This is a genomic window from Evansella tamaricis, assembly GCF_019042215.1.
In the GTDB taxonomy this organism is placed as follows: Bacteria; Bacillota; Bacilli; order Bacillales; family Salisediminibacteriaceae; genus Evansella; species Evansella tamaricis.
The window spans coordinates 1-5,409 of record NZ_JAHQCS010000128.1 but is presented as its reverse complement, the minus strand read 5'-3'; the positions used below and the strand labels follow the sequence as shown (position 1 = coordinate 5,409).

Annotated in this window: 5 protein-coding genes; 3 read left to right on the top strand and 2 right to left on the bottom strand. The window is 34.3% G+C overall.

Features of this window, described 5'->3' with window-relative positions; translation table 11 throughout:
- Positions 1–139 precede the first annotated feature (139 nt).
- From KS419_RS15910 to KS419_RS15900, 3 genes are all read left to right on the top strand, one after another.
- Positions 140–694 (top strand): RNA polymerase sigma factor, encoded by a 555-nt coding sequence (locus KS419_RS15910; protein WP_217067383.1) that lies wholly within the window; start codon positions 140–142, stop codon positions 692–694.
- Entirely contained in the window at positions 684–2,003 is a 1,320-nt protein-coding gene (locus tag KS419_RS15905; protein ID WP_217067382.1) for a DUF4179 domain-containing protein, read from the top strand. Before KS419_RS15910 ends, KS419_RS15905 begins: the two co-directional genes overlap by 11 nt.
- A gap of 379 nt (positions 2,004–2,382) precedes the next feature.
- Complete coding sequence (locus KS419_RS15900; RefSeq protein ID WP_217067381.1) at positions 2,383–3,279, top strand: SIR2 family protein; 897 nt, start codon at positions 2,383–2,385, stop codon at positions 3,277–3,279.
- Between the two features lie 260 nt (positions 3,280–3,539).
- Here the strand turns inward: KS419_RS15900 and KS419_RS15895 are convergent, their stop codons facing one another.
- Both KS419_RS15895 and KS419_RS15890 read right to left on the bottom strand, forming a co-directional pair.
- Positions 3,540–4,724: a tetratricopeptide repeat protein gene (locus tag KS419_RS15895; RefSeq protein WP_217067380.1), complete on the bottom strand. Its 1,185-nt coding sequence runs from the start codon at positions 4,722–4,724 to the stop codon at positions 3,540–3,542.
- Between the two features lie 470 nt (positions 4,725–5,194).
- On the bottom strand, positions 5,195–5,409 hold a 215-nt coding region (locus tag KS419_RS15890), incomplete at its 5' end, for a zinc ribbon domain-containing protein (protein ID WP_217065473.1).

The following is a 5,409-nucleotide window of genomic DNA, read 5'->3' as shown; positions in this document are numbered from 1 at the left end:
AGACACTGCGAAGAATGAGCAGATGTCGCACTTGTGCCCGTGGTGAAAGGGAGTGAATTTCGCAAAAATCAACATTGAACGATAACAGAGCCTTTTAAAAAAAAATTAAAGCCAAATGATATTTTAATCTGTCTAATAGATGAAAGACAAAAAAAAGAAAGGGGGAATTACAATTATCCAATTAGTCAAAAAAGCCCAAAAAGGAGACGATAAAGCGTTCATAAAAATTTTCCAAAAATATGAACAGGATATTTATCGAATGGCTTATGTTTATGTAAAAAACAAGCACGATGCATTAGATGTTGTGCAAGAAGTAGCGTATCGCTCATTTGCCAAAATAGAAACATTAAAAAATCCTGAGTATTTTAAAACTTGGTTAATGAAAATTACAATTAGTTGTTCTATTGACTGTATAAGAAAAAACCAAAAGATAGTTCACTTAAAGCCAGAGTATGAGGAGTTTATCCCTTCAGAGAGTGAGGATATTCCTCTTTCAATATCGCTCCAACACTTATTAGAATCATTAACCGAAGATGAAAAAAGTGTCATCATTTTAAGATTCTATAAGGGATATTCCTTTAAGGAAATTAGCGAGTTATTAAACATACCGTTAAGTACAGCCAAAACGATTTTATATCGTTCGTTAGAAAAACTTCGGAAAAAAGCTAAGGGGGCTGATATTTGTGAAAAATAATATAAAAAAGGAATTAGAAAGAATAGAAATTCCTGAAGAATTACAAGCAAGGTCAAGACTTGGTATATTACAGGCAAAATCAGAAAAGCCCAAACGAAAACTTAAAAAAGTTGCTCTATCATTAGTTGCTTCGACCGTTATTTTGTTTTCAGCTGGTGTGGGTGCTGCACATATTCCTAGCTTTAATAATTTAGTATCTAATGTGAATCCAGAATTGGCATTGATGCTTCAGCCGATTGAAAAAAGCAGTGAGAGTAATGGAATTAGAGCAGAGGTAGTCGGTGGAATAAGCGATAATGAAATGGCAGTTATTTATATTACACTCCAAGATTTAACTGGCAGTAGAATTCATGAAACACTAGATATTTATGATTACTCTTTGACCGGTGCTCAAATGTTAAGCAGTCAGATTATTGATTTTGATGAAGTGACAAATACTGCCACACTAAGAATTCATGCTATTGGTGGTAAGGGACTTAGTGATAGTAAAGTTAATTTTCGTATAGATTCTTTTTTAAGCCATAAAGAAACTTTCGAACCGTCAGTTAATGGGGATATTTCGGAATTAAAAAGTATTGTTCCTGAAACACTTTCTCTTGATATGAACAATATTCTAGGTGGTGGTGGAAAATTATATCATCAACTATCCAAAGAAGGTAACGTACATGTGTTAAAACCTAATCAAAATATCATATCGCTACCAGGAATCGACTTTATGCATATCTCTAATGTTGGTATTATCGATAACCGTCTCCATATTCAAGCTAATTGGACGGAGAACGGTATGGATGACCACGGTTATTTTTACTTTATTGATAAAAATGGTAATGAAGTCCATCCTTCTAATATTTATTTTGGAACAGATGATTCAGGTGCAACAAACTATGGTAGAGAATTTACGGAATACATTTTTAGCATAGACAATATTGATTTAGAAAACGATAAATTAATGGGTTATTTTGTTTCCAGTGAGAAATTTTTAACAGGTAACTGGAACGCTACATTTAGAATTCCTGCGACTGGTGAAGAAAAAACAACGGATTTTAATCAAGAATTTGAAACTTGGACTTCCGATACGGTGTCAATCTCTCCTCTAGGTATAACTATATATGGGATTGGCGAGTTTAATCATTCAAGTAATGTTGAAGTAAATGCTACAATGACGGACGGTAGTTCTCTTGCTTTTGATTCAATTAGAAGTTTTAGCGACAATGATAGGATTACGGTTAAATTCTTACCTGATAGGATATTGGATATCTCCAAAATACAATCAGTAAATATTAATGGTATTGATATCTTCAATGAATAGTTAGTAGAGTAGCTTGTTGCGCTAACGGGTAAGCGTTAGTTCGATAACCTCAAAGTTAAAAGTAGCCCAAATCATGCATCATATTATGCATATTTGGGCTTTTTACTTTTTCAGGCGTACTTTTTATTTCGATGGCTAATGCATTGGCGATGTGTGGTACATTTCTTGGCATCCTTTGGGAAAAAGACAGTAATGGTGGTAAAATATTGTGTCCGTATTCTCCCTGTCCACCAATCCAATATTATTTCCTGTGCAATATTCGTATACCCTCTTCTTTCAAGTGCATTATAAAAGTATTAGGAAATGGTAGACTGGAGAATTAATCGTTCCATTCCGTGAACAAATCAAATCACAATCCCCATTTTTAGGAGGGTGTAATATGCCGCACTTCGGAATGATGCTCGGAAATGGGTTCACTATTGATCTTGGAGAAAAAATTGGTATCAATCCCTCTGAACCACTTTCTTTCTTCAAGGGAAACAGCCAATTTTTTCACCAGTTCATGAAAAATACCCCTGCCATCGAAAAGGAACTGCTTCATATTGCAAACACAGAAAAAAACGATTATATTGCCATTGAAAAATTTATGAAAAGCCCCTTTTATACTAAAGAAAAGGATTATCAACTACGCAGATTCTTAGCTTTTTCCTATTCCGCGTTACAAATGCAATTAGAGCATTATAACATTGCAACTTGGAAATGGACCCACTGGTTAAGAAAAAATAAAGATGGTATCCAATTTGCCATCTCCTTCAACTACGACTTGTTATTCGAGAACGCCTTACAAATGGCAAATATACCGTTTTTCCGAACAGGGTCAAGTGACAAAAAAGTGGGTATTCCCATTTCGAAACCACATGGCTCAATTGATTTCGATGTTCTTCCGTCTGGTTTATTGACCTGGCATTATGCTCCTGCCCGTTCCCATTGGAATCACAATCATGTCTACACGATTCCGAAACAAAGCTGGCTTCATCCCCGGTATGAAGCAGATATAATTCCCCCTCACAAAGAAAACGATCAAAGGGTTTTTCAATGGGTGAAGGAAGGAATACAGGCATTTTTGGATTATGTATACCGATTAGATCACTTTGTTATTATCGGTTTATCCTACAATGAAGCGGACAGACAGGAAGTTAACCAATACTTAGAGCATTTACGACCGAGAACGAAAGTATATGTGATAGACCCCAAGCCAAATGAGCAACTACTGGAAAAAATCAGATCCCTTGGCCTTCATTTGGAAATTAACAAGGAGACTGGATTACCTTGGTAAGACGTAAAAGGAGCTTTCATTGATTCCAAACAGCTCCTATCATTCGTCAAGCTTCAGCAGTTATTAGATAAAACTACCCGTTTGGATGAATTAGAATAAATACTAGTTTATGAACATTAAATAAATACTAAATCCCTTTCTTATTAAAGCTTTGGGCTATTTCAATAGTTAACCTTCATAAGTTATATTTATTCTTTTTGTAGATATAGATATACGAGAAAATTAAATTCTTTCAAACGGGTACTTCTTTATTTACCAATTTAATTTTTTGTTAATCCCTTTATTTCATCGAACCATTCTTCAAAATACTCTACATCCCAATCCTCTATTTTAGCTATCTCTAAAGCTTTTTCTCCATATCCAACAGCTAATTCATTATTTACATACAATGCTATTTTTGTTAATTGCATATATAGAATTGGATCCGCTGCATATAATAACTGCTTCTCTTTAGCAGCTAACGCTTTCTCATAATTTTCTTGTTCTAAATAAATATCACTTAATATGCGAAATAAGTAAGGAGCATTATAAAAATATTCTCCCCTCACCTCTAGAATATCCTCTATTTTTTCTTCTGCCTCATTAAGAAATCCTTGCTCCACTAATTGTTGAATATCAATTAGTTCTTCTTCTGACACTTCAAATAACAGGTGGTAATCAGATAAATTATAATTTGTATTCTTATGGAAGGCCGTTTTAAAATCCCCCGCAGATTTCGTCTCATCTATTAACTTTCGTATTATATCTTCCCCATATTCCTGAAGGAGCTTTTCAACAGCAAAATAGGAGAGTGTATATTGATCAAACATTTCAAAGTTAACTTCCGTTATTTCTTCAAGTGGGACAATATCATGGAATGCAAATTTCCTATGATAAGGTAAAGGGGACAAACGATGAGCAAAAGAATCAGCTGTTCCTTCGTGAAACCAAAGGGGAAGTTCATTGTAATCTAAGCCAATTAATCCTGAATAAGTGATTGTTAAAAAATGTGCAAACTCATGACTAAAAACATTCAATAATTCTTCCTTTTCCAAATCAGCTTGAATAACAATAATGTTTGCATTCACATCATAAGAGCCCGATTGGTCGAGTAGTGGATGTGGTTGATCATTCTTGTTTATAAGAAAAATATCTAAGTGGTGTGCCTTTAAGTCCATATCACCAAACCAAGACTCCCCTTGATTTAATAGATACCCTGTTTGTTCCACTACTATTTCTAAAGATTGTTCATCGTCCGGATGGTACCATATTGTATAAAATTTACCATCTATTTTCAAGTAATCATCATGTTTAAACGAAAGCAGTAAATTTAACGCTTCTCCTCGTATCTGGGAAGAATCACTATTAGGTAATATTGCATCAGGGGAATTATCACTAATTTTATTCACAAAGAACACTACAATTATTAATATAGTTAGAGATAAAACCGTTATAGTTCTCTTCATTTTAGAGTTCCTTTCATAATGGTAAGAGAAAACGTTTATTTTTTCAATCATTGAACGCTTCTCGGTTTGTTATACTTTTCTAGTAATTAACATAACGGTAGGAATATTAACGAAGCAGCGAAACCAAATAGCATCCTATTGCAGTTAAACCAAATCCCTCGCTGATAATTTTACGATATAAAAACACATTTACGAGTATTCCACCGCCATAATAATATAGAAGAGATAGAAAGTATTTTGATATTTGTATTTTCAAATCTTCTATTTGTTCCAGTACACGACTTCAATAGTTTAACTTCTCCTCAAATGGAAGTTCGTTTGAACTACTCACCACTTAACACCCTTTCGGGTTGTTAGAAGTGGGAGATTCTTGGGAATAGAGCGTACTTGTTAGCGTATTTCTTTGCCAACAGAGGTTTCTCTTATTGACCAAGCTATCCCCGTAGATTCCTACGGTTCTATTTTTTTGTTTAAGCCAAAACTAAGGTTCTTAAACCTTCGGCTAGGATATTTTTGCTGGCATTTATATCTCTATCGTGATGTTCGTTGCAAACAGGACAAGTCCAATCCCTTATTTCAAGAGATTTCTTGCCATCTTGATGTCCACAATCGGAACATATTTGACTAGACGGAAACCATCTGCTTATTTTCACGATTGTTTTACCATACCATTTCGCTTTGTATT